Annotated in this window: 20 protein-coding genes; 6 read left to right on the top strand and 14 right to left on the bottom strand. The window is 70.6% G+C overall.

The window, feature by feature from the left end; translation table 11 throughout:
- Positions 1-197: 197 nt before the first annotated feature.
- Together ACIBJC_RS20375 and ACIBJC_RS20370 are read left to right on the top strand one after the other, a co-directional pair.
- Positions 198-653, top strand: coding sequence for a DUF2690 domain-containing protein (locus ACIBJC_RS20375; RefSeq protein WP_399294220.1), 456 nt, complete (start codon positions 198-200; stop codon positions 651-653).
- A gap of 383 nt (positions 654-1,036) precedes the next feature.
- Positions 1,037-3,625 carry a M14 family zinc carboxypeptidase gene (locus ACIBJC_RS20370; protein ID WP_399294217.1) on the top strand — a complete coding sequence of 863 codons (2,589 nt, stop codon included), beginning with the start codon at positions 1,037-1,039 and terminating at the stop codon, positions 3,623-3,625.
- Positions 3,626-3,704: 79 nt separating this feature from the next.
- Here the strand turns inward: ACIBJC_RS20370 and ACIBJC_RS20365 are convergent, their stop codons facing one another.
- The 7 genes from ACIBJC_RS20365 to ACIBJC_RS20335 all read right to left on the bottom strand — a co-directional run bounded on the left by ACIBJC_RS20365 (position 3,705) and on the right by ACIBJC_RS20335 (position 12,606).
- Positions 3,705-5,183 (bottom strand): family 43 glycosylhydrolase, encoded by a 1,479-nt coding sequence (locus tag ACIBJC_RS20365; RefSeq protein ID WP_399294214.1) that lies wholly within the window; start codon positions 5,181-5,183, stop codon positions 3,705-3,707.
- Positions 5,184-5,194: 11 nt separating this feature from the next.
- The gene (locus tag ACIBJC_RS20360; RefSeq protein ID WP_399294211.1) at positions 5,195-6,205 is read right to left on the bottom strand and encodes an arabinan endo-1,5-alpha-L-arabinosidase; all 1,011 of its coding nucleotides are present in this window, start codon (positions 6,203-6,205) and stop codon (positions 5,195-5,197) included.
- 258 nt (positions 6,206-6,463) lie between these two features.
- Entirely contained in the window at positions 6,464-7,969 is a 1,506-nt protein-coding gene (locus ACIBJC_RS20355; RefSeq protein ID WP_399294208.1) for an alpha-N-arabinofuranosidase, read from the bottom strand.
- 194 nt (positions 7,970-8,163) lie between these two features.
- On the bottom strand, positions 8,164-9,066 hold the full coding sequence (locus tag ACIBJC_RS20350; RefSeq protein ID WP_399294204.1) for a carbohydrate ABC transporter permease: 903 nt from the start codon (positions 9,064-9,066) through the stop codon (positions 8,164-8,166).
- A complete protein-coding gene (locus tag ACIBJC_RS20345) occupies positions 9,063-10,004 on the bottom strand; it encodes a carbohydrate ABC transporter permease (RefSeq protein ID WP_399294200.1) in 942 nt (313 codons plus the stop codon). Before ACIBJC_RS20345 ends, ACIBJC_RS20350 begins: the two co-directional genes overlap by 4 nt.
- Positions 10,001-11,359 (bottom strand): extracellular solute-binding protein, encoded by a 1,359-nt coding sequence (locus ACIBJC_RS20340; RefSeq protein ID WP_399294197.1) that lies wholly within the window; start codon positions 11,357-11,359, stop codon positions 10,001-10,003. The genes ACIBJC_RS20345 and ACIBJC_RS20340 overlap by 4 nt, the downstream gene beginning before the upstream one ends.
- A 227-nt stretch (positions 11,360-11,586) precedes the next feature.
- Positions 11,587-12,606: an NADP-dependent oxidoreductase gene (locus ACIBJC_RS20335; protein WP_399294194.1), complete on the bottom strand. Its 1,020-nt coding sequence runs from the start codon at positions 12,604-12,606 to the stop codon at positions 11,587-11,589.
- 139 nt (positions 12,607-12,745) lie between these two features.
- On the opposite strand from ACIBJC_RS20335, the gene ACIBJC_RS20330 reads away from it, so the two are divergent.
- The gene (locus tag ACIBJC_RS20330) at positions 12,746-13,183 is read left to right on the top strand and encodes a MarR family winged helix-turn-helix transcriptional regulator (RefSeq protein WP_399294191.1); all 438 of its coding nucleotides are present in this window, start codon (positions 12,746-12,748) and stop codon (positions 13,181-13,183) included.
- 8 nt (positions 13,184-13,191) lie between these two features.
- Here the strand turns inward: ACIBJC_RS20330 and ACIBJC_RS20325 are convergent, their stop codons facing one another.
- Complete coding sequence (locus ACIBJC_RS20325; RefSeq protein ID WP_399294188.1) at positions 13,192-13,962, bottom strand: hypothetical protein; 771 nt, start codon at positions 13,960-13,962, stop codon at positions 13,192-13,194.
- A 257-nt stretch (positions 13,963-14,219) separates the two neighbouring features.
- On the opposite strand from ACIBJC_RS20325, the gene ACIBJC_RS20320 reads away from it, so the two are divergent.
- The 3 genes from ACIBJC_RS20320 to ACIBJC_RS20310 all read left to right on the top strand — a co-directional run bounded on the left by ACIBJC_RS20320 (position 14,220) and on the right by ACIBJC_RS20310 (position 17,469).
- Entirely contained in the window at positions 14,220-14,780 is a 561-nt protein-coding gene (locus tag ACIBJC_RS20320) for a hypothetical protein (protein ID WP_399294185.1), read from the top strand.
- Positions 14,781-14,988: 208 nt separating this feature from the next.
- Positions 14,989-16,032 (top strand): rod shape-determining protein, encoded by a 1,044-nt coding sequence (locus ACIBJC_RS20315; protein ID WP_399294182.1) that lies wholly within the window; start codon positions 14,989-14,991, stop codon positions 16,030-16,032.
- Positions 16,033-17,469, top strand: coding sequence for a GAF domain-containing protein (locus tag ACIBJC_RS20310; protein ID WP_399294179.1), 1,437 nt, complete (start codon positions 16,033-16,035; stop codon positions 17,467-17,469). It abuts the gene before it with no gap.
- Between the two features lie 106 nt (positions 17,470-17,575).
- On the opposite strand, the gene ACIBJC_RS20305 is transcribed toward ACIBJC_RS20310, so the two are convergent.
- The 6 genes from ACIBJC_RS20305 to ACIBJC_RS20280 all read right to left on the bottom strand — a co-directional run bounded on the left by ACIBJC_RS20305 (position 17,576) and on the right by ACIBJC_RS20280 (position 25,431).
- A complete protein-coding gene (locus ACIBJC_RS20305; RefSeq protein WP_399294176.1) occupies positions 17,576-18,391 on the bottom strand; it encodes an SAM-dependent methyltransferase in 816 nt (271 codons plus the stop codon).
- Between the two features lie 156 nt (positions 18,392-18,547).
- Positions 18,548-20,470, bottom strand: a complete 1,923-nt coding sequence (locus tag ACIBJC_RS20300) for a right-handed parallel beta-helix repeat-containing protein (RefSeq protein ID WP_399294173.1) — start codon at positions 20,468-20,470, stop codon at positions 18,548-18,550.
- 218 nt (positions 20,471-20,688) lie between these two features.
- Positions 20,689-21,039, bottom strand: a complete 351-nt coding sequence (locus tag ACIBJC_RS20295; protein WP_399294171.1) for a PRC-barrel domain-containing protein — start codon at positions 21,037-21,039, stop codon at positions 20,689-20,691.
- Positions 21,040-21,316: 277 nt separating this feature from the next.
- Complete coding sequence (locus ACIBJC_RS20290) at positions 21,317-21,487, bottom strand: DUF5670 family protein (RefSeq protein WP_399294167.1); 171 nt, start codon at positions 21,485-21,487, stop codon at positions 21,317-21,319.
- 211 nt (positions 21,488-21,698) lie between these two features.
- Positions 21,699-25,067, bottom strand: a complete 3,369-nt coding sequence (locus tag ACIBJC_RS20285; RefSeq protein ID WP_399294164.1) for a S8 family peptidase — start codon at positions 25,065-25,067, stop codon at positions 21,699-21,701.
- Between the two features lie 37 nt (positions 25,068-25,104).
- The gene (locus ACIBJC_RS20280; protein ID WP_399294161.1) at positions 25,105-25,431 is read right to left on the bottom strand and encodes an SCO4225 family membrane protein; all 327 of its coding nucleotides are present in this window, start codon (positions 25,429-25,431) and stop codon (positions 25,105-25,107) included.
- Positions 25,432-25,500 lie beyond the last annotated feature (69 nt).

Raw genomic sequence — 25,500 nt, 5'->3', positions numbered from 1 at the left:
CCCCGCCCCTTGAATACCACTGTTACCCCAACACCCAAAATTACCCCGGCCACTAGACTGGGGGAATCCATGCCTGCGAGTGCCCCCCTGGGGGGGGGGGGGGGACCCCCCCCCCCCCCCCCCCCCCCGATCCTGCGCCCCCCTCACCCGTTTCGGGTAGACGTTTCCGGCTCAATCTCAACCGCAACGCTGCGGCCTTGGCCTTGGTCGCTGCCGCTGTGGGCGCGGTATCGGCGGCCGTTCTGACTCCGCTCGGGGATCACTGGATGAAGGCCCTTCTCGACGACCCGACCTGTCCCGGCGAAGCGTGTGAGGGCAAGAGTCCACAGAACCAGGGGTGCGCGGAGGACGCTCGCACGTTCAAACCGACGGCCGATAACCCTGCCCTCCTCCAGATTCGTTACAGCGAGGATTGCAAGGCCGTCTGGGCAAGGATTCAGCAGGGAAGCAAAGGAGATCTGGTCACCGTGAAGGTCGACGGCGGCACGAAACGGACCGCGGAGATCGAATACGGGAATGACAAGTTCACCAACATGGTGGCAACCCCGGATGGCGAATTCCAGGTATCGGCCTGCGCGATCCCGGAATCAAGCGGCGAAAGCACCTATGGAACCTACTGCGTCCATGCCACCGAAGCCACTGCGTGGCGGTAACGCGCCGACGGTCGTTCACAGCCGTCAGGCTCACGCACGGGCCTTCGGCCGCGCGCTGACTGTGCTTCGCCCTCGCCGTGACCGGCCGAGCGAGCCGGACACCGAGACAGACGACCTGAATCCCTCCCGGGCCGCGGACGACGCCACTTCACCGGCCACCGCCTGCTCATAGAGCCGGCCCGGGTCGAAGCCCCGCAACGGCAACCATGCGCCGAAGTCCGAGGTGCGGACGGTCCTCGCCGCCGGCGGCCTGGACGCGATGACTCATCCAGCGGCGAGGCGGGAGACCCCCCTTGCCGTGGCGGGGCGCACCCTGTAGACCCCTGCGTACCGATCAGCGTCGATCGCCCTCCCCCGTCCACCTCACTGGAGGAAACCCACGCATGGGGATACCCCGACCGCTCCTGCTGACCACCGCCGTCACGGCCGGTGCCCTGCTGCTCGCGCCGCTGCCCGCCTCCGCCGCTCCCGTACGGGAGGACGCGCCGCGGCCCCATCCCGTACGGGAGCGCGGCACCCAGCCGGACGCCGCCGCCCGTACCGGCACGACGGCCACCGGCAGCGGGGGCGGCGCCGCACTTCCGGACAGCCGCGCCTATCCGCGCCGTACCGTCCTGGACACCCCGCCGGAGAATCCGGCCGACCGGTCCATCAAGCTGGGCCTGGCCCCGTACCACTCCCTCGCTCCCCGGCTCAACGCCCTCCAGAAGCTGGGGAATCGGGTGAGTGTGGAGGTCGCGGGCCGCTCGGCGGGCGGGCACGAGCTGTATCTCGTCACCGTCACCGCGCCGGAGAGCGCGCGGGAGGTGCGGGAGCAGCGGCGGATGCGCGAGCTGATCGAGAGCGCGCCGGCGCTGGCCGCCAAGGACCGCCGCATCAAGTCCTCCTACAAGACACCGGTGTTCATCAACAACAACATCCACGGCAACGAGTGGGAGGGCACGGACGCCGCCCTGAAGCTCATCGAGGAGCTGGCCAAGGCCAAGGACAGCGGGACGGCCGGGCTGCTCGCGTCGAACCGTATCTACCTCAATGTGACCGCCAACCCGGACGGCCGGATCGCCGGGACCCGCGCCAACTCCAACGGCTTCGACCTCAACCGGGACTTCATCACCGGCTCGCAGCCCGAGTCGCGTGCCGTGCGGCGGATCGGCATCGACAAGCAGCCCGCCGTGATGCTCGATCTGCACGGCTACGTCAACGGGACGCTGATCGAGCCGACGACACCGCCGCACGGCGAGAACTACGAGTACGACCTCTTCCTGAAGAACGCCTACGCCAACGCCCTCGGCATGGAGAAGGCGGTGAACGGCCTCGGCTACACGTCCGGGAAGGACGGCGTGAACCCGGCCGTCATCCCCTTCCGTGACCAGCAGGAGGGCTGGGACGACTGGCCGCCGATCTTCACCCCGCAGTACATGGCCTTCCAGGGCGCGGTGGCCTCGCACACCGTCGAGTTCCCGATGCGGGTCAACAACAGCTCGTACGACTCCCTCCCGGTCACCGAGCTGCGCCGGCGCTCCGCGATCAACACGGACATCGCCGGCGCGGTGATGCGCGCGACCCTCAAGTGGACCGGAGAACACCGGACTTCGGTGCTCGCGGACCAGATCGAAACGTTTCGGCGGGGCGCGGCGGGCGAGGCCCAGCGGCCGGTCTCCGAGCAGACCGTGCCGGGGGTGCCGGGCATCGGCCCCGAGGACGTGTACACCACCGACTTCCCCCGCGCGTATGTGATCCCGGCGGGCGCGGGGCAGCGTTCGGCGACGGCGGCGGCCCGGCTGGTGGACCATCTCGTCGCCAACGACGTACGGGTGCGGCGCGCGAGCTCCGGCTTCCGGCTCGCGGGGACGTGGTACCCGGCGGGTTCGTACGTGGTCGACATGCACCAGGCCAAGCGCGGTGTGGCCAATGTGATCCTGGACGCGGGCCGGGACATCAGCGCGGACGTCTCCACGATGTACGACATCTCGGGGTGGAGCCTCGGGCTGCTGTGGGGCGCGAGCGTCGACAAGGTGCGGAAGGTGAGCGGCGGTTCGTACGCGCCGGGGCTGGTCCCGGCGCGTACGGTGTCGGCCGCCGCCCCCACCGGGCAGGTGAGCCCGGCCGGTGATCTGCGGCTGCGGCTGGACGACCCGAAGGAGCTGGCCGCGCTCAACTCCCTGCTCGCGCAGGGCGTGAAGGTACGGCGGGCGGCGGACGGCTCGGCGATCGTGCCGGCGTCGGCGCGTCAGCGGGCGGCCGTCCTCGCGGACCGTCACGGGGTCGCCTTCACCGCCACGAAGGAGAAGGGCACGGGCGCGCTGCACCGTACGCGGGTCGCGGCGGCCGTGACCTCGGGTGAGGTGTTCGCCCTGCGGGAGATGGGGTTCGAGGTGGTGCCGGTGTCGGCGGCCACGCTCAACGCGGGCTTCGACTGGTCGTCGGTGGACGTCCTGTTCGTCTCGTCCGGACTGCGGTACGCCGACCTCGACGCGGCGGCCCGTACCGCCCTGGGCTCCTTCCTCGGCACGGGTGCGAACGCCGGTACGGGCAACGGCGGGGGCCTGGTCGCCCTCGGCGCGGCCGGGGCCGCCTTCAACACCGCCGCCGGGCTGCTGCCCGCCACGGCGGTCGCGGGCAACGGCGACGCCAACGGGGTGGTCCGGGTGGTGAACACGGGCGGCACCGTCACGGGCGGCGCCCCGGCGCACTCGTTCGTCTACTCGCCGCTCTGGTTCACGGAGCTCGGCTCGGGGGTGCGCGTCGACCAGGCGTACGGGACCGGCAACCCGCTGGTGTCGGGGCACTGGCGCGCGACGGAGAACGGTACGGGCGCCCCGGGCGACGCGGCGGGCCGGGCGTCGGTCGTCAGCGGGACGTCAGCGACGGGCGCGCGGGTGACGCTGTTCGGCACGGAGCCGCTCTTCCGCGACCACCCGAAGGGGCTGTTCCCCCAGGTCGGCCGCGCGCTGCTGGCGGCGGCGGGCTGACCGGGCCCGGATCCTGAGCGCTCAGGGGCCGTTCCTCCGTATACGTGAGGGAGGAACGGCCCCTCTGTCGTGCTGTGCGTCAGGCGGGCCTGATCTGCCACTGCTGGCAGGTGTTGCCCAGCCAGGACCACTGCCGTACGTCCGCCCCGTCGGCCGTGGAGCAGTTGGCGACGTCCGCGACCTTGCCGCTGCGCGCGTTCACGAGCCGTACCCAGCCGCCCTGTTCGGTCACGACCGCCCGGAACGCCTGGCAGAGGTTGTTCAGCCAGGACCACTGGCGCAGATCGGCGCCGTCGGCGACGGAGCAGTCCGCCGTGTCCAGGACCTTGCCGGTGGCGGCGTTGACGAGCCTGCTGGTGTCGTTGCCGAGATCCTCGAAGCGCCAGCGCTGCTGGGCCGCTCCGTTGCAGGTCCACTGCCGTACGTTGGCACCGTCCGCCGTCGAACCCCCTTCCACCTCAAGGCACTTGCCGCTGTTGCGGTTGACGACGGTGTACGCCGACGGGGTGGCCGCGCTCTCCCCGGAGGGCCCGGCGAGAGTGGCGCCGAGCGCGACGGGGGTCCCGAGGTTGGGGGTGCCGTCGGCGTTCCAGGTGAACTTCTGGGCGCGGGTGGTGCGGCCGTTGTCGCAGCCTTCGCCCGCCCCGTCGTTGGCGTGGTAGACCATCCAGCTCTCGGTCCCGTCGGGCGAGGTGAAGAACCCGTTGTGGCCGGGGCCGTACACCCCGGCCGCGTCGTTACGGCTGAAGACGGGCGTGGACTTCTTGGTCCAGGACGACGCGCTCAGCGGGTTGGTCCCCGTGTAGCTGAGCTGGCCGAGCTTGTAGTCGGGTGTCCAGCAGCCGCTCGCCGAGTAGACGATGAAGGTCCTGCCGCCGCGTTGCAGCACCTCGGGGCCCTCGTTGACCGTACCGCCGGACCGCTCCCAGGCGAGGGTCGGCGTGGAGATCGTGGAGAAGGACCCGCTGAGCGTGTACGGGTTGCTCATCGGGGCGATGACGAGGTTCTGCGTACCGCCGCCGTTCGCGCTGCCCAGCAGATACAGCGAGCCGTTCAGGGTGAGCAGACTGGCGTCGAGCATCCAGCCGGAGCCGAGCTGTCCCCGGTAGGTGTACGGGCCCATGGGGTCGGCGCCGGCGCTCTCCAGGACGTGCACGCGCTGGGTGGGGTTGTAGTCCACGATGCCCTGGCCCGCCACGTAGTACAGGTACCAGTGGCCGTTCCAGAAGTGGATCTCGGGCGCCCACATGTTGCAGCAGCGCGAGGAGGTGGAGTCCGACCACACCTGGACGCTCGGGGCGGTGGACAGTCCGGCCAGGGTGGGCGACTTGCGCATGGTCAGCTCGGACGTCCAGGACGTCGTGATCAGGTAGTAGTTGCCGTCGTGGTACTGGATCCACGGGTCGGCGCCCTTCTGCGCCTTGACCGGGTTGGTGTACGGGCGCCCCTCCGCCGCGCCGGCGGCCCCGGAGAGCTGGGCGGCGAACACGGCGAGGAGCAGGGGCAGCAGGAAGACCAGGACGCGGCGGGTCCGCCCGGTCCGAGAGGTGGGTGTCATGACCGGCCCCGTCAGTACGCCGTCGGCCAGCCGCCGGACCAGTTCAGCAGGTTGACGCCGAGCTTGGGTGTGCCGTTGTCCTGGCCGTCGTAGTAGTGGTAGACGAGCAGGTCGCCGTCGCTGTCCGGCATGATCGACTGGCCGCCGGGGCCGATGTAGCGGCCGTGGCTCTCCAGCACGGGCGAGCCGCCGTTGTTCATCATGTTCACGCCGTTCTTGTCGACGTAGGGACCGGTCACGCTGGTGGCCCGGCCGACCTTGATCTTGTACGTGGAGCTGGTCCCGGCGCAGCACGTGTCGTACGAGGCGAACAGGTAGTAGTAGCCGTTCCGCTTGACCACGACGGGCGCCTCGACGGCCTTGGTGCCGGTCGGCCGCGAGGCCAGCGAGCGGCGCGCGGTGTCGCCCGCGAACTGCTTGCCGGTGGCCGGGTCGATCCTGATCATCTTGATGCCGGTCCACCAGGAGCCGAAGGAGAGCCACCACTTGCCGTCGTCGTCGACGAAGAGGTTGGGGTCGATGGCGTTGTAGTCGCTGCTCGCGTTGGACGTGTAGACGATGCCGTAGTCGCTCCAGCTCCCGGGCTGCCCGGTGGTGGAGCCGGCCAGCCCGATGGCGGAGGTGCTGGAGCCGAAGGACGAGACGGCGTAGTACATCAGGTACTTGCCGCCGCGGTACGAGATGTCCGGCGCCCAGGGGTCCTTGGCGGAGGAGTACGTGGACCACCAGCCCGGCGGGGTGGTGAAGGCGGAGCTGCTGCGGCCGAAGGCGATCCGGTCGGTGGAGGTACGGGCCTGGAGGCCGTCGCCGGTGGAGTAGAGCAGGTACTGGCCGGACGAGGTGCGCAGCATCGTCGGGTCGTGGACGACGATGTCGCCGGTGACCCGGCCGGGGTTGGGGTAGGCGGAGGCGCTGCTCGGGACGAGGGCGAGGAGGACGGCGGCGGGCAGGGCGAGGAGGGTGGCTCTGCGGGACGTCCGGGACCTGCGCGGGGCGTGGGGGGTGCGGAGGGTGCGGCTCACGCGAATTCTCCTTACGGCGTGCGGGGAAACCGTTCGGACTGTTCGGGCTGTTCGGGCTGTTCGGTATGTCGAACTGTGATCGTCACTTCGGACGGGAAGCTAGAGTCGAAGCGCTTCCGCGTCAACGGTTCGCGCATACTTCGTCACGCTCCCCACCCGACGCCCCACCCGACGCCCCATCCCGTCCGGCCGCCCCGGGCATCACCCGGCCCCCGGTGGAACCGCTCCACCGGGGGCCGGGCGCCGTACGGCGGCGGGTCAGCGCAGCCGGATCACGTTCCAGGACAGCGGCTCCAGCGTCGCCGTCAGCGCGCCGTCGGCGAGCACCGTGCCCTCCCCCGCGTGCGGGGCGACCCGCTCCTGGTCCTCCAGGGTGTTCTTCGCCTCCGGGTCGGCGTCGGCGAGCACGGAGTGCTCCACCAGTTCCGTCACGCCGAGACCGGCGAGAGCGACCTCCAGCGGCAGCGCCTGCGTCTGGCTGCGGTTGACGGCGAAGACGGTGACCGTGCCGTCGTCGGCCCGTACGGCGGTGGCGTGCAGCAGATCCGTCTCGCCGTGCTTCTTCGTCTCGTGCGACGGCGAGTCGACCCGTACGTCCAGGACCGTGCCGCGGCCGTACTTCGCCGCCTGCGCGAACGGGAAGAAGGTGGTCTGCCGCCAGGCGGGTCCGCCGGGCTCGGTCATGATCGGCGCGATCACGTTGACCAGTTGGGCCAGACAGGCCACGGCGACCCGGTCCGCGTGGCGGAGGAGGGCGATCAGCAGGGAGCCGAAGACGACGGCGTCCGTCACCGAGTAGACGTCCTCCAGGAGACGGGGGGCCTCCTGCCACTCCTCGACCTGGTGCGGGTTGGGCTTCTCCATGTACCAGACGTTCCACTCGTCGAAGGAGAGGTTGATCTTCTTCTTCGACTTGAGCCGGGCCCCGACGTGGTCGCAGGTCGCGACGACCTTCTCGATGAAGGCCTCCATGTCGACCGCGGAGGCCAGGAAGGAGTCGCGGTCGCCATCCGTCTCCCAGTAGTAGGCGTGCAGGGAGACGTGGTCGACGAGGTCGTACGTCTCGGCCAGTACGGTGGCCTCCCACTCCGCGAACGTCGCCATCCCGGAGCCGGAGGAGCCGCAGGCGACCAGTTCGACGTCCGGGTCGATCTGGCGCATCGCCCGCGCGGTCTCGGCGGCGATCCGCCCGTACTCCTCCGCGGTCTTGTGGCCGGTCTGCCAGGGCCCGTCCATCTCGTTGCCGAGGCACCACAGCTTGATGCCGTACGGGTCCTTGTCGCCGTGCGCCCTGCGCCGCTCGGAGAGTTCCGTGCCGGCCGGGTGGTTGGCGTACTCCTGGAGCTCGATGGCCTCGGCCACCCCGCGGGTGCCGAGGTTGACGGCCATCATCGGCTCGGCCTCGGGGCCCGCCTTGCGGACGAAGTCGATGAACTCGGAGAGCCCGAAGCGGTTGGACTCCGTGCTCTTCCAGGCCAGGTCGAGCCGGCGGGGCCGCTCGTCCACGGGGCCGACGCTGTCCTCCCAGCGGTAGCCGGAGACGAAGTTGCCGCCGGGGTAGCGGATGGCCGTCGGGCCCAGCTCCCTGACCAGGTCGAGGACGTCCCCGCGGAGCCCCGCCTCGTCGGCGGTCGGGTGGCCCGGCTCGTGGAGACCGGTGTAGACGCAGCGGCCCAGGTGCTCGACGAAGGAGCCGAAGAGACGGGGGTTCACCTCACCGACGGTGAAGTCGGGGTGCAGGGTGAAGCGTGCGGAACGGGTCATGACTTCCTCAACTGACGATGGAACGGTGAGAACGGAAACGGGAACGCGGACGCGGACGTGCACGTGGGCCCGGGAACGATGAGAGCAGGAGAACGGCGGGGGCGGGGAGACCGGGGCCGCCGTTCAGCGGAGTAACGCGAGGGCACGGAGGGGCGCGGAAGCGCTTCGACCGAGGCGTCGGCCGGTTCCCGGGTTCACTGGCCCGCCAGTCCGGTGTGGGCCACGCCGCTGACGATCTGCCGCTGGAAGAAGACGAAGACGATCACGAGGGGCAGGCCCGCCATCAACCCGCCGGCCATCAGTTGCGCCCACTGGATGCCGTAGGAGTTCATGACGGTGGCGATGCCGTTCGGCATGGTCATCAGGTCGGGGTTGTTGGTCACCATGTAGGGCCACAGGAAGTTGTTCCACGAGGCGATGAAGGTGAAGATGCCGACGGCGGAGAGCGAGGGCCGCGACAGCGGCAGCACGACGGTGAAGAAGACCCGCCACCGCCCGGCGCCGTCGATGAAGGCCGCCTCCTCCAGTTCCTTCGGGATGGACTGGAAGAACTTGTAGAGGATGTAGACCATCGCGGCGGGCGCGCACTGCGGAAGGATCATCCCCCAGTACGTGTCCACCATGCCCATCGACTGGACGGTGGTGAACAGCGGGACGCCCAGCACCGCGGGCGACACCATCAGACCGGTCATGACGAGGCCGAGCAGCGCGTTCTTCCCGCGGAACTCGGTACGGGCGAAGCCGTACCCGGCGAGGGCGGAGACCAGCACCACGACGAAGGTGACGCAGACCGAGACGACGAACGAGTTGACGAACCAGTTGGGCAGGTTGCCCGACTCGAAGACGGCCGTCCACGCCTGGGTCGTCCACTCCTGCGGCAGCCATCGCACGGGGAGCGCGACGGCCTCCGCCTCCGACTTGAGGGAGGTGAACAGCGCCCACAGCAGCGGCGCCGTCCAGACCGCGGAGAACGCGGCGCCGAGCGCGGTCAGCACGATCTGGCCGGGCGTCCACTTCTTCCTCTCCGCCGGCTTCCTCCTGCCCGTCGGCCTCTCCCTCTCCGTCGGCCGCTTCTCACGGACCGTGGCGATCGTCATCGCGCGCCCTCCTCACTCTTGCGCAGCAGCCACATCCGTCCCAGGGCGACGGCCGCGATGATCACGAAGAAGATGATGGACATCGTGGAGGCGTAACCCACGCGATAGCTGGTGAAGCCCTGTTCGAGGGTGTACTGCACGAACGACCTGGTGCTGTTCTCGGGCCCTGGGCCGAAGTCCTGCATCACCACCGCCTGGTCGAAGAGTTGCAGCGAGGCGAGGATCTGGAGCGCGATGACCAGACCCGTGATGGTGCGCAGCAGCGGCAGAGTGATGTGGACCATGCGGTGCCAGGCGTTGGCGCCGTCCAGTTTCGCGGCCTCGTACAGGTGGCCGGGGATGCCCTGGAGCGCGGCGAGGTAGAGCAGGAAGCTGAAGCCGACCGTCCACCACAGGGTCTGGATGACGACGGCGAGCATGGCGTACGCCTGGTCGGTCAGCCAGGGTGTGTCGATCCCGAAGACGTAGTTGATCATGCCTGTGCCGGGGTTGAACAGCCACTGCCACAGGTTGCCGGCGACGGTCGACGGCAGCAGGAACGGCATGAAGAAGCACAGCCGCCACAGCCACTTCGCGCGCTCGATGTGGTGGGCGAGCATGGCGAGCAGGAAGGCGAGGACGGTGATGCACGGCACGACGAGCAGGGTGAAGTAGGCGCTGCGGCCGAGCGATTCCCACATCATCGAGTCGTGCAGGGCCTCGCGGTAGTTGTCGAGACCGATGAAGTTCGTGCTGTCGCCGGAGATGTTGGCGTCCGTGAAGCTGAGGTAGACGCCGCGCAGCAGCGGCCAGATCACGAACAGGACGAAGAGCGACAGGAACGGGGCGACGAACCAGCCCCCGTGCTGGAAGCCCTGCTTGCGGCGGACCGTGGCGCTGTCGGCGGCGGTCCTCGCGCGCGCCGGGGCGATGACGCTCGCGGCGCTGGTCGTCGTCATGCGACCGCACCTCCCTGCGCGGCGGTCCTGCCGTCCATCGGGTTCTTCATGGCGAGCAGCCTGGCGAGCTGTCCCCTCATCCGCCCGGCGGCCACGGCCGGCTTGGCGGAGCCCGTCGTCGAGGAGACGACGAGCGCGCCGACCTCCTGGGCGAGGATGCCGGTGGAGCCGGCGAACCACACCTTCGGCTCGGTGGCCTGGTGGTCCATGGCGCTCGCGTACTCGTGCTGCGGTTCGAGCTTCTGGTACGCGGGCGTGGACAACGTCGGTGTGTAGGCGGGGATGTGGCCGCCGGCCGCCCACTGCAGGGCGTGCTTGACCACGTACGCGGCGAGCTGGTGCGCGCCCTCGTTGGCGGGCCCGCCGCGGTCGGAGCGGTGCGGCAGGACGAAGGAGTGCGACTCGGCGTGGGTGGCCCGCTTGCCGAAGACGGGCGGCAGCGGTGTCGCGCCGTACTCGACCTTCGCACCGTCGAAGACGGGCACGGACCAGTTGCCCTCCCAGGCGAACGGGGAGCCGTTGAGGAACTGTTCGGCTCCCGCTGTGCCGCCGTACCCCGGGTTGGCGTACCCGTCGGTGATGTGCCGGCGCAGGAACTCCAGGACCTGGGTGGCCTTGTCGACGTCGAAGGTGACCTCGGCGTTGTCGGCGTCGAACCAGGTGCCGCCGAGCTGGGTGTAGAAGGCTACGAAGAACCACCACTGGAAGTTCTGGTCGCTGTGCCAGAAGCCGATGGTCTGCAGCCCCTTCTTGGTGGCCCTCTTGGCCTCCTTCAGCACGTCGAACCACTCGTCGGTCGATGTCACCGGCACCATCCGGCCGTCGTCCCCGAGCAGGCCCGCCTTCCTCAGGATGTCCTTGCGGTAGTAACAGAGCTGTACGTGGATGTCGAGCGGAAGGGCGTAGAGCGTGCCGTCGACGACGGCGCGCTTCCACAGCGCGGGGTTGAAGTCCGCTTCCTTGACGCCGTACTTGGCGAGCAGGTCCACGTCCCAGGGGTCCAGGAGGCGGCCCGGCGAGAAGCCGGTGACCCGGCCGAGGTGCATCACGCCGAGGTCGGGTGCGCGGTTGCCGGCCGCCGCCATGGCGAGCTTGGTGTAGTAGGGGTTGCCCCACTGGAGGGTCGAGTCCTTGACGTCGATGACCGGTTCGGCCCGGCGGAAGGCGTCCAGCATGGCGATCATGTTGGCGCCGTCGCCGCCGCTGAAGAGGTTCCAGTAGCGGAGGCGGACGTCCGCGGTCGAGGTGAGTGCGGAGGCGCCGGTCCCTGCGGCGGCCAGACCGAAGCTGCCGGCGACGGCGAGCGCTCCTAGTCCGCCGAGCACGCCGCGGCGGCTCGGGAGCGATGGTGGCATGACGGCTCGATTCTGTCGTCCTCCCACGGCACCGCCCCGCATTGTCCGAAATACCGAACGGCGACCGTAACTTCGAACCGGAAACTATGGTCGAAGAGCGGACGAGTCAATCCCTCGCGCAAGAAAAGACCCGTGGGCCACACCCCGGCGGGGGTGCGGCCCACGGGCCCACGGCGTGCGGCGTGCCGCATGCGACCCTCGGCCGTCGATCTTCGGCCTGCGGCCGGTCAGCCGCCGAGCGACACGACCATCTTGCCGGTGTTGTCGCCGCGCAGGAGGCCGAGGAACGCGTCGAAGCCGTTCTCGATGCCGTCCACGACGGTCTCGTTGTACTTCAGCTCACCGGCGGCGAGCCAGCCCCCGACGTCCTTGACGAACTGCGACTGGAGCCCGAAGTGGTCGGAGACGAGCATGCCCTGGATCCGCAGCCGCTTGCCGATCACGAGGGCGAGGTTGCTCGGCCCGGGCGTCGGCTCGGTGCTGTTGTACTGCGCGATCATGCCGCAGACGGTGACACGGCCGTGCAGGTTGAGCGCGCCGATGGCGGCTTCGAGGTGTTCGCCGCCGACGTTGTCGAAGTAGACGTCGATCCCGTCCGGCGCCGCCTCCTTGAGCAGGTCCTTGACCGGGCCGCTCTTGTAGTTGAAGGCCGCGTCGAAGCCGTACTCCTCCACGAGGAGCTTGACCTTCTCGTCGGAGCCCGCGGAACCGATGACGCGTGAGGCGCCCTTGAGCCGGGCGAACTGGCCGACCTGGCTGCCGACGGCGCCGGCCGCGCCGGAGACGAAGACCGTGTCGCCCTCCTTGAAGGAGGCGGTCTCGAAGAGGCCCGCGTACGCGGTCAGACCGGTCATGCCGAGCACGCTCAGATACGCGGAGAGCGGGGCGACCGAGGCGTCGACCTTGGTGGCCTGCTCCGCCGGGACCTCGGAGTACTCCCGCCAGCCCAGACCGTGCAGCACATGGTCGCCGACCGCGAACCCCTCGGCGCGCGAGGCGATGACCTCGCCGACCGCGCCGCCGTCCATCGGACGGTCGAGCTGGAACGGCGGTACGTACGACTTCACGTCGTTCATCCGGCCCCGCATGTAGGGGTCGACCGAGAAGTACAGGTTGCGGACGAGGATCCGGCCCTCGCCCGGCTCGGTCACCGGAACGTCGCGCAGGGCGACATCACCGGACTCCGGCCAGCCGTTGGGGCGGGCGACGAGATGCCAGGCGCGGCCGGACGCGGGAAGTGCGGTCATGGCGGGGTCCTCCTCGGACAGCTCTGCGGCGGTGAGCCGGACCCGGATGAGCCGGATGCCATGGGGAAAGCTTCACCACCTGAAACAACCATGCTCCTGAATATTTCATGTTGTCAAATATGTGGGTACCCTGGTAGCCATGGCCACCACCACGCGCAGAGACCCGCTGACCGTCGAAGTCCTCGAACTCATCGGCACTGTCGTGGCGCGCTACTACGAGGAATACGACCTGGCCGCGGCCGAGCACTCCCTCACGGGTGCGCAGGCGCGCGTCCTCGGGCTGCTGTCCCTGGAACCTATGCCCATGCGCCGGATCGCGCAGAACCTGAAATGCGAGCCGTCCAACGTCACGGGCATCGTGGACCGGCTCGAAGCACGCGGTCTGGTGGAGCGCCGCCCGGACCCGGCCGACCGGCGCGTGAAGCTCGCCGCGCCGACGGAGAAGGGGCTCTCGACGGCGGCCCTGCTGCGGGACTCGCTCGGCTTCGCCCGCGCGCCGCTCGCCGGGCTGTCCGAGGAGGAGCGGACGGTGCTCCGTGATCTGCTGAAGCGGATGCTGGGCCAGGACGTGGTCTGAGGCCCGCCTCAGGTGCACCACCAGAGGAACCGGGTGCAGGTCTCGGACGGCTCGGGCTCCGGCGCGGGCGGTGGCGGCGCCGCCGAGGTCGGCGTGGCCGGGTCGGGCTCCCCGGTGGGTTCCCCCGAGGGGCCGCCCGCCGGGTCACCGGGGCCCGTCGTACCGGATCCGCCGGGCTCGGGACCGCCGGAACCGGGATCGGCCGGGTCCGTACCGTCGCCGTCCGGCGCGTCCGGCGCATCGGGCGAGGCGGGCGCCGACTCCCCGGGGGACCGGTCCGCGTCCGGGTCGCCGCTGCCGGCCGGGACCGCCGAACCGTCCACGCTCGGGCCCGCACCGTCGCCGGAGGCCGAACCGGAGCCCGGGGACGCCGGCGGACCCGGGTCGTCGGGCACGGCCGGGCGGCCGGTGTCGCGGGAACCGCCGTCGGGCAGGACGGACGAGTCCTCCTTGACCGAGGACGCGTCGTCCCGGCCCGGCCCCTCGAACGCGAGCTGCGCCAGACTGAGCACACCCGCCGCGAGCACCACACCCAGCGCGCCGATCAGCACCCTGCGCCCGCGCCGGTCCCGGGCCCGGCGGCCCTGCGGAGGCGCTTTGCGCGGGGCCCGGCGCGAAGGCTTGCGGCTCGACGGCTCACGGCTCGGCGTATTGCGGCGCGACGGCTTGCGGCGGCCGGCGGCGCGGCTCTCCGTACGGGATCCGGGACGGCGGTCGGCTCGGGCGCCGGGTCCAGGGTCGGGAGTGTGGCCGATCAGCCCCATGTCACCGTCGATCACGGGGCCGGACTCTCCGTAACCGCCCGTGCTCTCGGCGGGCGTACCGCATCCGGCGCAGGTCAGTGCTCCGTTGAGGTGCCGTCGGCACGGGTGGCAGTAGTCCATGGCGTCCGAAGGTTATGCGGCTCCGGGAGGGTGCTGATGTCGACTCTGTGAGGGTCCTGTGCGGAACGGCGGGGCCGGTGGCGGGCCTGGACCGGCGGACCGTACGCGCGGGCACCGGGACCGTACGCGCGGACACCGGGCAGGATGGCGCCATGACGTCCAACGGGCCGTTCGGGCCGATCGAATTCCAGCTCGTCCTGCTGCGCCGGATGGCCGACCACCAGCCGGAGCTGGTCGACGAGGCCCGCCACGAGCTGGGGGTGTCCCTGGCCGGTATGCGCGAGGCCAACCGCCGCTGGCAGGCCATGGTGCGCTCGCCGCGCTCCCGCTCGGCGGTGGCCCGCTACCGCTCCGTGCTCGGCGAGCCGGAGAGCGTCACCCGACACAGGATCGGCGATCTGGAGTGCGACGCGCTGCGCTGGCCGGTGGTCCTCTGGCCCACCCTTCGCTTCGAGGTGATGACCGCGCCCGGCGGGGCGGTGTGGAACGAGTGGCTGGTCCGCGCCCCGGGCGAGGCCGGCCCCGAGCCGCGTACGGCGGAGGATCTGCGGCCCTGGTCGTGCACGGTGGACGAGGTCGCGCGGGCGTTCCCGCCGGCCCGGCCGCTGCCGGGAACGGCGCCGACCAGGACGGGGCTGCGGTTCACGCTGCCCGGCGGCGGGACCGCGGTCGCGGAGTTCACCTGGGGCCTGTTGCAGCGCTGGACGGAGTGACAGCGGACGCGGTGACAGCGGACGCGGTGACGGGAGCCGGTCGCGGCGCCGGCCGGAGTGGCGGCGGGGGTCGGCAGGGGGCGGCGGGGCACGGTGCCGACGCCCGACCGGAGCAGCCCGGCGCGCGCGGCGCGCCGAGGGGCCGCACGATGCGTACAAGGGCCGGCGCCGCCGGTGCACCACATCAGCGTTCTCGGGAGACCCTGCCGTGACCGTCAGTCTTGAGCAGTTGCGCCGTTGCCACATCGCCGTCGACCTGGGGGCCGCGAGAACCAGGGTGTTCGTGAAGGGTGCCGGGCTCGTCGTCGACGAGCCGAGCGCCGCCGCGGTGAACACCCGTACGGGCGCGCTCATCGCCGTCGGAACACTCGCCGAGCGGATGACGGGCCGCACCCCCGACTACATCCGGGTCGCCCGCCCCGTCACCGGCGGCACGGTCGTCGACATCGAGATGGCCCAGCGGATGCTGCGCCACCTCATCGGCGACAAGCTCCGCAGGCAGCTCCGCCGCAAGCCCCGGCTGCGCGCCGCCGCGTCCACCCCGCACGACGCCGATCCGCTCGCCCAGCGCGCCACCATCGAGACCCTGATCGGCCTCGGCGCCCGCCGCGTCGAACTGGTCGACACGCTGATCGCCGCGGCCGTCGGCTGCGGCCTGCCCGTGGAGCAGCCGACCGCCACCATGATCATGGTGTGCGGGGCGGCGACCACCCAGGTCGCGGTGCTCTCGCTCGGCGCGATCGTCACCGCGCAGCGGATCCCGGTCGGCGGCAACGCGATCGACCACGCGGTGATCCAGCACCTGCGCCACCAGCACCAGCTGATGCTGCCGAGCCAGTCCGTACGCCCGCTGCAACTGGCCCTCAGCGGCAACGGCCTGAGCCCGGACGGCCCCGCCAGGACCGAGATCCACGGCCGGGACGTGGCCACCGGCGTCGCCCGCTCCGTGCTGGTCGACACCGCCGCCGTACGCGAGGCGATCTACACGCCGCTGACCGCGGTCCTCGACGGCATCGGCAAGGTGCTGCGGGACTGCCCGCCGGACCTGGTGGCCGATCTCGCGGACAGCGGGATCATGATGGTCGGCGGCAGCGCGCTGCTGCCGGGGCTCGACGGGATGCTGCGCAAGGCGACGGGGATGCCGGTGGCCATCGCGGAACGCCCGGACGTCTGCGCCGTGCTCGGCCTCGGGGCGATGCTGGAGGGCAAGATCCAGCCGATGGTCCTGAACCCGCTGGCCGGCGCCCACTGAGTGGACGCCCGGCCGACCGTACGCCTGGAGGACGTCCTCGGCATCGGCGACGACCTCGGACTCCGCACCACGCTCCAGCACATCGTGGACACCGCCGCCGCACTCGTGGGCGCGCGGTACGGCGCGCTCGGTGTGGTCGATCCCGAACGCGGCGGGCCGGCCGAGCTGTTCACCACGGGGACGGGCGAAGCGGACTCTGCGGGGGTCCCGCCGGGCCGTCCCCCGGTGCGCTCCTTCCTCGGGGTGCCGGTCCAGCTCGACGAGGAGGTCCTCGGCCATCTCCGTCTGACGGAGAAGCGGGCGGGTTCCTTCACCGAGCAGGACCAGAACCTGCTGCGGGTGCTGGCCTCGCAGGCGGCCATCGCGATCGGCAACGCCCGCCTGTACGGCACGGCCCGCCAGCGCGAGCGGTGGATCTCGGGGGCCGCCGCGGTGACCAACGCGCTGCTGACCGGCGTGAACGCGACGGACGCGCTGACGACGGTGGCCGAGTCGGCCCGGGTGCTCGCCGACGCCTTCGCGGGCGTGGTCCTCCAGCCGACCGGCGAGGGCGGGATGGAGATCGTCGCCGCGTCCACGTCCGACGACCCGGGCGACATCGTCGGCACCACCATCGCCCCCGGCTCCCCCATCCTCGTCCAACTGCTCGGCGGGGAACCGGTGTTCATCGAGGACTCGTCGTCCGACCCCCGGATGACCACCCCTGTACGGTCGCGGTTCGGGCCGAGCATGATGCTGCCGCTCCAGAGCGGCGGCAAGCTGATCGGGACGCTGGCCCTGCCGCGCCGCCGCGGCGGGAGGCCGTACCGCGCGGTGGACCGGCTGCTGGCCACGCAGTTCGCCTCACAGGCGGCGCTCGCGCTCGTACTGGCGGACTCCCAGCACGACCGGGAGCGGCTGGCGGTGTACGAGGACCGCGACCGGATCGCCCGCGATCTGCACGACCTGGTCGTCCAGCGGCTGTTCGCCACGGAGATGATGCTGGAGTCGACCCGGCGGCGGGTGTCGGAACCGTCCCTGGACGGGCTGCTGGGGCGCGCGGTGGACGAGCTGGACTCGACCATCCAGGAGGTACGGACGACGATCTTCGCCCTCCAGCAGCCGCCCGCCGACGGACCGACGGGCGTACGCGCCACGGTCCTGCGCGAGACGGCCGGCGCCGCGGTCCTGCTGGGCTTCCGGCCGTCCGTGCGCTTCAGCGGCGCGGTGGACACCCTGGTGGCCCCGCGGGTCACCAGGGAACTGCTGGCCGCGCTGCGCGGCGCGCTCGCCGCCGCGCACCGGCGCGACGGGGTGACGGCGATCGAGGTGGAGGTCGACGCGACGGCCCGGCTGGAGGACGGCGCGGACGGGGTACGGCTGGTGGTGACGGACGACGGGACGCGTGAGGACGGCGGTGCCGGGGGGACGACGGTGACCTGGGAGGCCCCGCGATGACCGTCGTCCCGTACGCCGTGCCGTCGTGCCGTCGTCCCGCACCCGTACCCGTACCCGTGCCGTCGTCACGGCACCGGCACCGGCAGCGCCACGCCGTCAGGGGGTGCTACGGCTTGCGGCCCACTGCGCCGTAAGCGTCGACCTCCACGGCCACGGTGTCCGCCTCCGGGCGCCACCGCGTGACCTGCTCGACGCCGGGCCCCACCAGGTCGAGACCGTCGAAGAAGCCGCCGATCTCGTCGACGCCGCGCACGTAGTAGGGGATGGCCCCGCTCTTGTTGTACGCGTCCGACGCCGCGATCATCCCCTCGCTGGTGGAGGTGGAGTCGCTGATCACCAGGTAGCTGCCGGACGGCAGCCCGGCCATCAGCCGGGTGACGAGCGAGCGGGCCTCCTCGTACGCGGCGACATGGCCGAGCGTGTTGAGGATCATCAGCGCGACCGGCTTCGAGAGGTCCAGCGTGCCCCCGGCGGCCTTGAGGATCTCCTCGGGCTCGTAGAGGTTGGCGTCGAGGTAGTCGGTCCTGCCCTCGGGCGTGCTGGTCAGCAGGGCGCGGGCGTGGGCCAGCACCAGCGGGTCGTTGTCGACGTACACGATCCGCGAGTCCGGGGCGACGCGCTGGGCGACCTCGTGGGTGTTGTCGGCGGTCGGCAGGCCCGTCCCGATGTCCAGGAACTGGCGTACGCCCTGCTCCACCGCGAGGTACCGGACGGCGCGGCCGAGGAAGTGGCGGCTCGTCCGGGCCACGTCGACCAGGCCGGGGAAGATCTCCTTGATGTGGTCGCCCACCGCGCGGTCGACGTCGTAGTTGTCCTTGCCGCCCACGAAGTAGTTCCAGAAGCGCGCGGAGTGCGGCTTGCCGGTGTCGATCCGCGCCCGGACGGCGGCGGCGGACTCGAAGCGGGAATCACGGTCGGACACGGAAGGCGCCTCCTCGGGCGGACACGGCAGCGGGCCAGGGATCACCAACCTAGACGAACGCGCACCATGGGCGCACCTTTCGATCACGTCAACTCCACATGATCGACGGTCATTTGGCCGCCCGGGTCGGGACGGTCCGGCCCATCACCCCACCGCTCAGAGGAGGTTGTGCCCGGGACTGACGGTGGATCCGCTCCAGTCGAGCGTCGCGACGCCGACCACGGTCAGGGCGGTCCCGGCCGTCCAGCCGTTGCCCGTCAGGTCGTTGCCCGCGATGACACAGCCGGTGGCGGTCGCGGCGGCCGAGACACCGGTGACGGTGGTACCGCCGTCCTTCCTGATCTGGTTGGCGGTGACGAGGCAGCCGGGGGAGGTCAGCCGGATACCGGCCGACGCGGCGGCGCGGATCGTGTTGCCGGACACCGTGACGTTCCCGCCGGGCGCGCCCGCCACGCCGACCATGATCCCGTGGTTGGCGGCGGTGCCGTCGACCAGGTTGTTCGCCACGAGGGCGCCCGAGCAGCCCGCGATGTTGATCCCGTTCGACCCGGCCGCCGTCACCGAGTTGCCGGTGACCGTGACACGGTCGCTGCGCTGCGCGAGGATGCCGCCCGCGCCGGTGCCGGTGGCGCGGTTGCCCTCGATGACCGTGCCGGACGCGTAGTCGGTCCGTACCCCGTAACCGGTGCCCGCGCGCACGGTGTTGCCGCGGATGACGACGTCGCTCCAGAGGGCGTTGGGCAGCCCCGCGACCCGGATCCCCGCGTCGGATCCCGAGCCGTCGATGATGTTGTCGGTGACGGTGAGGCAGCGGCAGCCCTGCGGGGCCGAGGAGGCGGTGGCCGCGCGGATGCCGGCCGCGCCCGTACCGGAGATACGGTTGCCGGAGATGACGGAGTCCCGCCAGTACAGGGCGAGGATCCCGGTGTCGTAGGCGCCGGTGATCTCGCAGTCCCGCACGGTGATCCGGTCGAAGTACGAGCCCGCCACACTGGCGTGCGTACCGACCGCGCGGCCCCAGTCGCCGAGGCGCGCGGAGGGGCCGAACCAGCATCCCGTGATCTGGATGTCCCGGCAGGCGGTGCCGTCGAACTCGCCGATGGCGCTGGACCCGGTCCTGGCGATGTCGATCTGGACGGCCTCGGACGTCAGCCTGGACTGGTCCGGAGTGTTGTCGGTGAACCCCTCGAAGCGGCAGTCCACGATCCGGCACCCGTCGACGGCGTTGACCTCGATGCCGTGGGCGCCGGAACAGTCGCGGAAGACGGCGTCCTTGACGAGGATGTCCGAGCAGTGGATGAACGTCATGATGTTCGTCGTCCCGGTGACGACACCGCTGCCGTCGGCGGCGCGACGGGCGTTGCCGTCCCAGGTGCCGCCGTACACCCGGATGTGGGAGTGTCCCGCGTACGCGGGGAAGGAGTCGTCCCCGTAGAAGTTACGGAAGCAGCCGGTCGTGGCGTGGATCGAGCGGATGGTCGCGCCGTGGGCGACGACCGTGGTGTTGGCCCGGCAGACGACGAACGTGAACACGTTGTACGTGCCGCCGGGCGGGAAGAAGACGATGCCGCCGCCGGCCGCGTAGGCGGCGTCGAAGGCGGCCTGGACGGCGTCGGTGTCATCGGCGACCCCGTCCCCGAGGGCGCCGAACAGCATCGGGTTGAAGATCCGCTGCCCGGACAGGTCGACCGGCTCGGTCAGCGGCAGGACGGCCTCCCGCCCTGCCCCGGATCCCGGGGGCGGGGTCCGCGCGGACACGGTCTCCGGCGTCGTGGACTCCGCGGTCTCCCGGGCGGCGCGGTACCGCCGTACGACGCGGCCGGCGGCGTCGGGGTACTCGTACTCGATGGCCGGGACGCCCGCCACCAGGAACGTCCGCAGCGCCCCGGGCGCCGAGGACCCCGGGCCGTTGCTGAGCAGCACGGGGATCGGCGTCGTCCCGTCCGCCTCGAAGACACCGCCGGTCACCGCACCCCCGCCCCCGGCGACGCGCAGGGTGACCGGGCAGTCGGGCAGGGCCTCGCCGCCCGTGGTGGTCAGGACGTCGGAGGGCGTACCGCCGTAGGTGTAGAGCGCCATCGGATGGGCCCCTCTTCGCCGAGGATCCAGTAACTCCTACTGGTGTGTACCCAGATACGGCCGACGGCGCCATGGTTCCAATTCCCTTATTTTCAAGATGATATGACGAAGCATCAGCGGGACGATCTCCATCGGTTCACGGACGGACGCCACGCACACATACGGGTGGGGTCAGCCGGAATTCCCTGGCCGACCCCACCCGTATGCGCGCGTGCCGCTCAGACCCGACGGTGGCGGCCATAGTGCTCGCCCACCTGTCCGTGGTAGCCCGCGTCTCCGATGTGCTTCTCCTTGTCGAACTCGGGCGCGTCCTTGATCTCCGCCTTGGTGGCATCGACGTAGATCTTCCCCTCGGCGGGATCGACACGGCTGACGGTGCCGGCGGGCAGCAGTACGTGTTTGCCGAAGATCCAGACCCCGGTGTCCACGACCAGATAGGAAGAGCCGACCTCGTCGGAGTGCTTGTCGACCTTGCCGATACTTCCGTCGGTCGCCTCCACCTTGTACCCGGTCAGGGTATTTCCCGCGGTGTGGCCGGTCGTCGGCTGGTAGCCCCAGATGTCACTCATGAAATACGGCTCCTCGATCGAAGATTTTCCTTCAGAAAACAGCATCCGCAATTTCCGGCGAACTGTTTCTCTCCGACTCTCGTGCCCCGGTTCCCACGCTTCACACAACACGCTCAGAAACAACCGGGAGCACCACGTTCCGATTTTCCCTGTTCATGGGTATGGGGGTTCATGGGTGCGGGGTTCATGGGTATGGGGCCCGGACGCTCGGCGTCCGGGCCCCACCTGGGCATCGATCGATACCCCGCCCTACCGGGGCCCCCGGCAATTCCGGGGCCTACCAGCGATACCACCGGCCGCGCCGGCCGCCGGTCCCGGCGGAACGCATGACGAAACCGAGCGCCCAGAGCACCAGCACGATGACCGCGACGATCCACAGGGCCTTGAGTGCGAAGCCCGCACCGAAAAGGACCACGGCCAGAAGCAGGACGAGAAGCAGGGGAACCATAGTTATCAACCTCCGAAACACCGCGTGCCCCGCCGGATTCCCGCTACACACATTTTTTCCTGTGTTTCTCGCACGCTTTCCGGGGAACAGCCGCGCGGTTTCCGGGCGGTTATCCTCCGCATGCGTCACCCTCGCATCACCTGTACGTGAACCGTGTACGTGAAGCGCGTAGTGAACCGCGTGCGTGAACCGTGTACGTGCACCGCGTGCGTCACCCGTGCGTAAACGTGAGCAGGTACGCCTTCTCGACGGTGACGTCGTAGGTGTTGCCGTTCTTGTCCGTGAGCTTCGCCTTGAAGGAGACCGACGTGGCCTTCTTCGGATGGTTCAGGGACAGGCTCCGCTTACCGTTCCGGGTGGTGACCGGAGCCTTGGACCACTTCTTGCCACCGTCGTAGGAGACCCGGACGGAGAGGGACCTGAGCTTCTTGGCCGCCGGTCCCTGGACGGAGAGCGGGACCGTGAACTTCCCGCCCGCGGGGGCGGTGCTCGCCGGGCTGAGTTTCGGGGCGAAGCGGACCGTGGAGAGCGGAAGGGTCGTGGTGTCGTCCCCCAAGGGCTTCTTCGAGGTGAACGTCCAGGCCGCGAGGAGACGCGTGGTGACACCCGCGACCCTGGTCGAGCGGGTCGCCTCCGTACTGATCCGGTAGACGGCGGACGTGGCCGGCAGACCGTCGGCCTCCTCGCACAGCGGGCCCTTGACGTCGAGGAGCTTCTTGCCGTCGGCGGAGATCACCGACCGCTGCCTCGTCGTCACCGAGTCGCCGATGTGACCGGCGCCGTCCGTGAACTCCGGTACGCAGACGCTGATCCCGTTCCCCAGCCGCACGGCCTTGTTGTACGCGTCGACCTTCGGGCTGAACACACCGACGTTGAAGGTCCGTTCGTACGTCTTCTTCGGCTGGAAGACCGTGGGCGCGTCCTCCGCGAAGACGACGTCGAGGTCGGGGCCGCCACTCTCGGTGCTCTGCCCCACGTTGAACCACCACGCGACCCCCTTGGGCGCCGAGAGGTACGTCTTCGCCGTGGCGGGCAGGGGGAACGGCTCGGTGACCGTCTCGTACCCGATCCCCGATTCCATCTCCCAGGTCGGACTGATCGCGCCCTCGCGGTTCTTGGCGGAGGCGCCGATCCTCAGGTTCACCTGGGCCAGTTCACTCCTGACGACCTTGTGGGTGAGGCCGGTGTGGAGCGAACCGGCGCGGGCGTAGAGCAGGTTGTAGCTGGTACTGCCCTTCTGCCAGGTGCCGCCCACCTGCGAACTGAACCGCTTCGCCGGCAGCGCCGGGCCGACCTGTCCGGTGCGGAATCCGGCGAAGGATCCGAGGACCATGGCGTTGGAGTAGAAGTGGTCCGGCGATTCGAGGTTGTAGCGCGCGTACACCTGGGCGCTCTTCGCGGACTCCGGCACGGTGATGCGCACCGTCTTCGCCTTGCGGGCGTCGAAGGTCACCGTGGAGTTCCTGGTCAGGGAGATCTTCGGCCGCACCATCAGCGCGATGTCCGGGTCGGCCTTCGCCCCCTTGGGGGTCTGCACCGGGGCCTCGATCAGATACGTACCCTTCGGCACCCGCGTCCGTACGACGCCGTCGCCGTCGGTGTCGTACGGCTCGTCCCAGAAGTCGAGGTCGTGGCCGTAGACCGTGGAACCGGACTGCGAGGGCCTGCCCTTGGTGTCGATGAACTTCAGGGTGAGGTCGTACGACTCCTCCTCGCGCAGAACGGTGAAGGCCGTGCGGACGCTCTGGCCGCCCTTGGTCCCGCCCTTGGTCGCCTTGGCGACGAGCGCGCCGGAGTACGTGCCGTCGAGGCTGCCGACCCGGGTGTCCGAGGTCAGCGCGACGCTCGCGGTGCCGCCGGCGGGGACGGTGACGCGGTCCGCGCCCGTCGTGAAGAAACCGGCCGGGGCGGGCTTGCCCCGGGGACCGACGGTCTCCAGCGACAGATCGAGGACGACGTCCGCCGTACCGCTGTTGCGGTAGACGATCCGCCGGCTCACCGGCTTGTCATCCGTATGCGGCCACCGCCGGGTGCCGAAGTTCACCGAGGTCTGCTCGCTGACCACGCTCTGGGTGATCGCCCTGGCCAGATCGGCGCGGCCGGTGCCCTGCTGGAACGGCGTCAGGCCGGTGCCGGGCGTGGCGGAGGCGGTCAGCGTCTGCTTGATCCGCCGGCCGCTCCACTCCGGGTGCTGCTGGGCGAGGATCGCCGCGGCGCCCGCCACATGCGGAGTCGCCATCGACGTACCGGACATCGCCACGTAGCCGTCGGCGGCGGGGTCGCCGATGACACCCCGGGCGGCCTTCGCCGCGACGATGTCCACGCCGGGCGCGGTGAGGTCGGGCTTGAGCGAACCGTCCGCCGTCGGACCCACACTGGAGAAGTCCGCGATCGCGTCCTTACGGTCGACCGCGCCGACGGTGAGCGCGGAGGTCGCGCTGCCCGGAGAGCCGATGGTCTCGTCCATGGGGCCCTCGTTGCCCGCGGCGACGACGAAGAGCATGTCCTTCTCGGCGGAGAGCCTGTCGACCGCCGCCTCCAGCGGGTCGACCTCCGCCGTGTCCCCGCCGCCGAGGCTGAGGTTGGCCACCTTGGCCCCCTGGTCGGCGGCCCACTGCATGCCCGCGATGACGCCGGAGTCCTGACCGGACCCGTCGTCGTCGAGCACCTTGGCATCGAGGATCCTGGCGCCGGGCGCGACCCCCTTGTACTTCCCACCGGACTTGGCACCGGAACCCGCGGCGGTCGACGCGACATGCGTCCCGTGCCCGACATGATCGACGGTGTTGCCCGAGCCGGAGAAGTCCTTCTGCGCGACCTCGACACCCTGGAGATCGGGATGCGTCTGGTCGACTCCGGTGTCCAGAACGGCGATCTTCACACCCTTGCCGTCGTACCCGGCCCGCCACGCGGTGGGCGCACCCATCTGCGGGACGCTCCGGTCCAGCGCGGCCTTGCGCTTGCCGTCCAGCCACACCCGCGCGATGCCCGGCGCCACCGTACGGTCGACGCCGCGGCGCGCGGTGGACGCCGTGACCGCCTGCCACACCTCGGCCGAGTCGCGCTTGGGCGCGGTCAAGGCCTCACCGCCGACGGCGGGCAGGCTGCCGCGTACCGAGACATCCGCCGCGGAGATGGCCCTCTTCGCGGCGGCCTTCTCCTTCGTGTACGAGACGATCAGCGGCAGCGTGGAGCGGTGCGCGTCGTCGTACTTCGCCCTGATGAGCCCCGTCACATTGAACAGCCGCCGGTCGAGCCTGCCCTGACCGACCAGCAGCGAGGCGTCGGCCGGCAGAACATAGGTGTCGTCCCCGACCCGCTTGACGGACATCCGGACGCCTTCGCGCCCCTTGCCGTACCGCACACGTGTGACCCGGCCCTCGGCGTCCGCATGCACCTGATCACCGGTGATCAGGGTGACCACCCGCGGCTCCCCGCGCGCCTGCCGCGCCGTCTCCCCGTACGCCTGACCGCTGTGCGTCTCCCCCGAAGCGGTCCCGGACGTGAACCCGGCCATGAGCCCTGCCGTGAGCAGCGCGGCCACCACGGCCGCGCCCGCTCGTCTGTTGATTCTGGGCAACTCTCCCCCACCCCTGGGTCGTTACGTCGGACGTCGTTCAGGCGTTGCTGGTGCCGGCGCCGTGCTGCGAGCGGTTGGCGAACCACTGGTACGCGGCACCGAGGGCGACGGCCTGGACGACCGCCCCGAAGACAACGCCGATCCAGGCCAGCGGGCCGGGAATCGTCACGAACAGCAGCGAGGTCGGGGCAGTGACGAAGAACGTCCACACCCCGGCGAAACTGGCGTCCTGGTGCTCGACGAACAGACCGTCGACGGCCACCCACACCAGTACGGCGGCCACCACGGCCAGATACCCCAACGCCAGCGGGTTCAGGAGGTAATGACGGAACGTCGCGGAGAGGGAGCGCGGTGAAGCAGCCATGTCGGAACTCCTGGAGAGCGTGAATGTGTCGGCTTCAACCATCGCGCCACGGGGTCGCGGCCACCTGAG

The sequence above is a fragment of the Streptomyces sp. NPDC050509 genome (assembly GCF_044457965.1).
Lineage (GTDB): Bacteria > Actinomycetota > Actinomycetes > Streptomycetales > Streptomycetaceae > Streptomyces.
The sequence above is the reverse complement of the archived record's forward strand: the minus strand, read 5'-3'. Positions and strand labels throughout refer to the sequence as shown.

What these genes read in the sequence shown, in the direction of transcription:
- ACIBJC_RS20370 (WP_399294217.1), top strand. Translation starts at nt 1,037, where the DNA reads ATGGGGATACCCCGACCGCTCCTGCTGACCACCGCCGTCACGGCCGGT.
- ACIBJC_RS20365 (WP_399294214.1), bottom strand. Translation starts at nt 5,183, where the DNA reads ATGACACCCACCTCTCGGACCGGGCGGACCCGCCGCGTCCTGGTCTTC.
- ACIBJC_RS20355 (WP_399294208.1), bottom strand. Translation starts at nt 7,969, where the DNA reads ATGACCCGTTCCGCACGCTTCACCCTGCACCCCGACTTCACCGTCGGT.
- ACIBJC_RS20350 (WP_399294204.1), bottom strand. Translation starts at nt 9,066, where the DNA reads ATGACGATCGCCACGGTCCGTGAGAAGCGGCCGACGGAGAGGGAGAGG.
- ACIBJC_RS20345 (WP_399294200.1), bottom strand. Translation starts at nt 10,004, where the DNA reads ATGACGACGACCAGCGCCGCGAGCGTCATCGCCCCGGCGCGCGCGAGG.
- ACIBJC_RS20340 (WP_399294197.1), bottom strand. Translation starts at nt 11,359, where the DNA reads ATGCCACCATCGCTCCCGAGCCGCCGCGGCGTGCTCGGCGGACTAGGA.
- ACIBJC_RS20335 (WP_399294194.1), bottom strand. Translation starts at nt 12,606, where the DNA reads ATGACCGCACTTCCCGCGTCCGGCCGCGCCTGGCATCTCGTCGCCCGC.
- ACIBJC_RS20330 (WP_399294191.1), top strand. Translation starts at nt 12,746, where the DNA reads ATGGCCACCACCACGCGCAGAGACCCGCTGACCGTCGAAGTCCTCGAA.
- ACIBJC_RS20320 (WP_399294185.1), top strand. Translation starts at nt 14,220, where the DNA reads ATGACGTCCAACGGGCCGTTCGGGCCGATCGAATTCCAGCTCGTCCTG.
- ACIBJC_RS20300 (WP_399294173.1), bottom strand. Translation starts at nt 20,470, where the DNA reads ATGGCGCTCTACACCTACGGCGGTACGCCCTCCGACGTCCTGACCACC.
- ACIBJC_RS20295 (WP_399294171.1), bottom strand. Translation starts at nt 21,039, where the DNA reads ATGAGTGACATCTGGGGCTACCAGCCGACGACCGGCCACACCGCGGGA.
- ACIBJC_RS20290 (WP_399294167.1), bottom strand. Translation starts at nt 21,487, where the DNA reads ATGGTTCCCCTGCTTCTCGTCCTGCTTCTGGCCGTGGTCCTTTTCGGT.
- ACIBJC_RS20280 (WP_399294161.1), bottom strand. Translation starts at nt 25,431, where the DNA reads ATGGCTGCTTCACCGCGCTCCCTCTCCGCGACGTTCCGTCATTACCTC.